This window comes from Protofrankia sp. Cr1, assembly GCF_963555865.1.
Classification (GTDB): domain Bacteria; phylum Actinomycetota; class Actinomycetes; order Frankiales; family Frankiaceae; genus Protofrankia.
Genome location: NZ_CAUVXO010000554.1, coordinates 1 through 3,361, shown reverse-complemented (window position 1 = coordinate 3,361; position 3,361 = coordinate 1). Strand labels below are relative to the sequence as shown.

Here is a 3,361-nt window from a genome sequence, read left to right as displayed (position 1 = left end):
TCGGTCTGTCGCAGTAGGCCGGGGTAGCTGAGGGCAGCCTGATCCGGGTGGTGCCGGGGAGGGCGGGAGCAGCCCTGACAAAGCCGGGACGTGTCAGCACTGCCAGATGGTGCGGGTTCGGCGAGCGAGTTGGAGAGGAGTACGCGAGGAACCGGCGTTTTACGTCCTTCAACTTTGACACCGGCTCCAACCTGGTAGATATGGGCCGGTCGCGGTGCGTCCCCTGGTTTACCGATGCTGAGGGAACTCTGGTTTGGTCTTTAGAAGCCGACCCGGAGGTCATGGGGAATGTCTGCGGCGTACCCATGACGAGGCCGCTGGGACACAGTCGGGCTCCTACTCCGACAAACGAGGCACAGTGAACGTGGGAACCACCTCGCGTGGGCTCCCGGCCGGGTGGCGGCCAGCCGTCCGGGCGGGATAGGCGCACCGACCGCCGAACCGGTGGGGTGGGGCGGAGCCGCCGTAGTACTCCGAGCCAGGGAAAGCCTGTGCACATGGGGAAGTTGCGCCGTCTAACTCGGCGTTGGATCACTCTCGCAGAGAGTAGAGGTTCGGAAGGAGTACCTCTGGATTGCCCGCCTCACCTGGACGGGAAACCGCGAGGGGACAACAGCATGGCGGGAAAGCGTGGAGCATTGTGAAGGCGTTTATGGTGCTGCCGCGCAAGATCCGTGTGATATGGCGAAGACCAGACTGTTTGAAGCCGAGTTCCCAGTGATGGAAATGTGCATCCCCCGACATACAACGCCCGGAGCGGGGCCACCAGTATCAGGCGAATCCCCTTTGCTTCGCCCCAACCCTTCCGGCTGGTGGACGGTGAGCAGCGAGCTCACTCAAGGGAACGGACAGGCCGCCTACGTCATACTCGATACGTCCAGCGCAAGAGGAATTCGGGATCGCCTAAGGGGCGCGAGCCCTATGGTGACGGAGTGCCAGTAGTAGTCGTGGGAGTAACGCCCCACCAGGGAGAGCGGGAAGGCCGCTCACAGGGCCAAGTGGCACAGGTGTCCACGATCGACCAGGAGAGGCGGGAGTACGCGTAATGCAGACAGCCGATGCCTTACTGGGGATCATCCACGAACGCGGCAAGAGAGGATTGCCGCTGGAGAGACTGTATCGGCACCTGTTCAATCCGGAGCTTTATCTGCGTGCATACGGGAAGATCTACCGCAATGACGGTGCCATGACGCCCGGCGCCAATGCGGAGACCGTGGACGGCATGAGCCTGAGAAAGATTCAGGCGATCATCGAAGCGCTGCGGTACGAGCGCTACCGGTGGACCCCGGCACGGCGGACTTACATCGACAAGAAAAACTCGTCGAAGAAGCGCCCGCTGGGTTTGCCGACGTGGTCGGACAAACTGCTGCAAGAAGTGATCCGTTCTCTGCTGGAGGCGTATTACGAGCCGCAGTTCTCCGATCACTCCCACGGGTTCCGCCCAGGTCGTGGGTGTCATACCGCGTTGCACGAGGTCCAACGTCAATGGCGTGGGACGGTGTGGTTCATCGAGGGCGATATCACCGACTGTTTCGGGTCTTTGGACCATTCGATCATGAGATCGATGCTGGGTGAGAAGATCCACGACGGCCGGTTCCTGCGCCTCATCGACGGGCTGCTTCAGGCCGGACATCTGGAGGACTGGCGCTACCACGAGACATTGAGTGGTGCGCCACAAGGCGGAATTCTGAGCCCCTTGCTCTCCAACGTCTACCTGAACCGGCTGGACAGGTATGTCGAGACGACGCTCCTGCCCGTCTACAACCGAGGAGACCGGCGACGGCCTTATCTGCCGTACATGCGGATGCACAAGGCAGTCTGGAAGCTGGAGAAGAAGGGGCAGCGGGAAGGGACCCGGCAGATGCGCCGGGAACTGCAACAACTCCCCTCCCGGGACCCTGACGATCCAGACTACCGACGGCTGCATTACATCCGCTATGCGGATGATTGGCTGCTGGGCTACACCGGTACGCGACGGGAGGCCGAGGACATCAAGGGAAAGATCGGAAGGTTCCTGGGCTATCGTCTGAAGTTGGAGCTCTCCGAGCACAAGACCTTGATCACTCATGGGCGGACCGAACCGGCCCGGTTCCTCGGCTACGAAATCGTGGTCCATAACAACGACGCCAAGCACGATCGGAACGGTCACCGCTCTATCAACGGGCAGGTCGGGCTGAAAATGCCGATGGACGTCGCGCGAGCCAAACGCAAGCCCTACATGCGACGCGGTAAACCGGCCGCCATTCTGGCACGTGCTCACGATTCGGACTTCCAGATCGTGACGCGCTACCAGGCGGAGTTCCGGGGCATCGCAGACTACTACCAGATGGCCTACAACCGGCACCGCCTCGGCCTGCTGAGGTGGGTGATGGAGCGGTCGCTGACCAAGACGCTGGGGCATAAGAATAAGATCAGCGTCAACAAGGTCTGGAACCGGTACCGCGCCACTTGGCAGACACTCGCAGGCCCTCGCAGAGGCTTGCAGGTCAAGGTCGAACGCGGCGCAGGAAAGAGACCACTGGTGGCCCGATGGGGTGGGGTTTCGCTGGCCCGTAGGACCACGAGGGTAGTCCTCAGAGACGATCTACCGGCTATTTGGAGGAAACGTCCGACAGAACTCGTCGACCGGCTCATGGCCGGACGGTGCGAGCTCTGCCAGGCGCACACCGATGTCGAAGCGCACCACGTCCGGCGTCTGGAAGACCTCCGATCCGGGAATCGGGCCGAACAGCCCGAATGGGTCAAGCAGATGGCATCACGCCGTCGCAAGGCCCTGATCGTCTGCCGTGACTGCCACAACGGGATCCACAACAGATCCCCGGAACGGCGGGGTTCGCGGAATGCGGCACTGGAGAGCGACGTGCGGTGAAAATCGCATGCGTCGTTCGGTGGGGGGTCGCCGGAAAAGGGTCCGCAACCGCGGAAACCTCGCCGGCGGCCTACCCTGCGGCGGCAGCGGTATCGAGAAGGGATGGACACTGTGATGCCGGAAGACGCACCGCCGAATGGCGGTGCTCCGCGCGGGGGCGACCGTGAGGAAGCGTTCGCGCGGGTATCGGGGATGCAGGCCAAACTTCACCGTTGGGCGGCGGCTGATCCTGACCGCCGGTTCGATGACCTGGTCAACTTTGTGTATGACCCGGCGACGCTGATCGTGGCGTTTGCCCGGGTCGCGGGCAACCGGGGCGCCCGGACCGCCGGGGTCGACGGCCTGCGGGTCGCCGATATTCGCGAGGCCGGGGTGTCCAGGTTCCTGGACGACCTCCGTACCCAGCTGAAAGGAGGAGAGTTCCGACCGTTGCCGGTGCGGGAGCGGTTGATCCCGAAGCCGGGCGGGTCGGGGAAGGTGCGGCGGCTGGGG

The 3,361-nt window shown here is 63.1% G+C and carries 2 protein-coding genes and 1 pseudogene; 2 read left to right on the top strand and 1 reads right to left on the bottom strand.

The genetic code is table 11. From position 1 onward, the window contains the following. Nucleotides 1–181: hypothetical protein (locus U9980_RS25675; protein WP_322770283.1), on the bottom strand; the 181-nt coding region annotated here is incomplete at its 3' end. Nucleotides 182–1,045: 864 nt separating this feature from the next. Between U9980_RS25675 and U9980_RS25670 the strand changes: the two genes are divergently transcribed. After that, a complete protein-coding gene (locus U9980_RS25670; protein ID WP_322770282.1) occupies nucleotides 1,046–2,869 on the top strand; it encodes a reverse transcriptase domain-containing protein in 1,824 nt (607 codons plus the stop codon). 114 nt (nucleotides 2,870–2,983) lie between these two features. Next, nucleotides 2,984–3,361: pseudogene (locus U9980_RS25665) on the top strand (group II intron reverse transcriptase/maturase); the annotation flags it as partial.

Coding starts and splice junctions, on each gene's coding strand:
- U9980_RS25670 (WP_322770282.1), top strand. CDS start 1,046: ATGCAGACAGCCGATGCCTTACTGGGGATCATCCACGAACGCGGCAAG.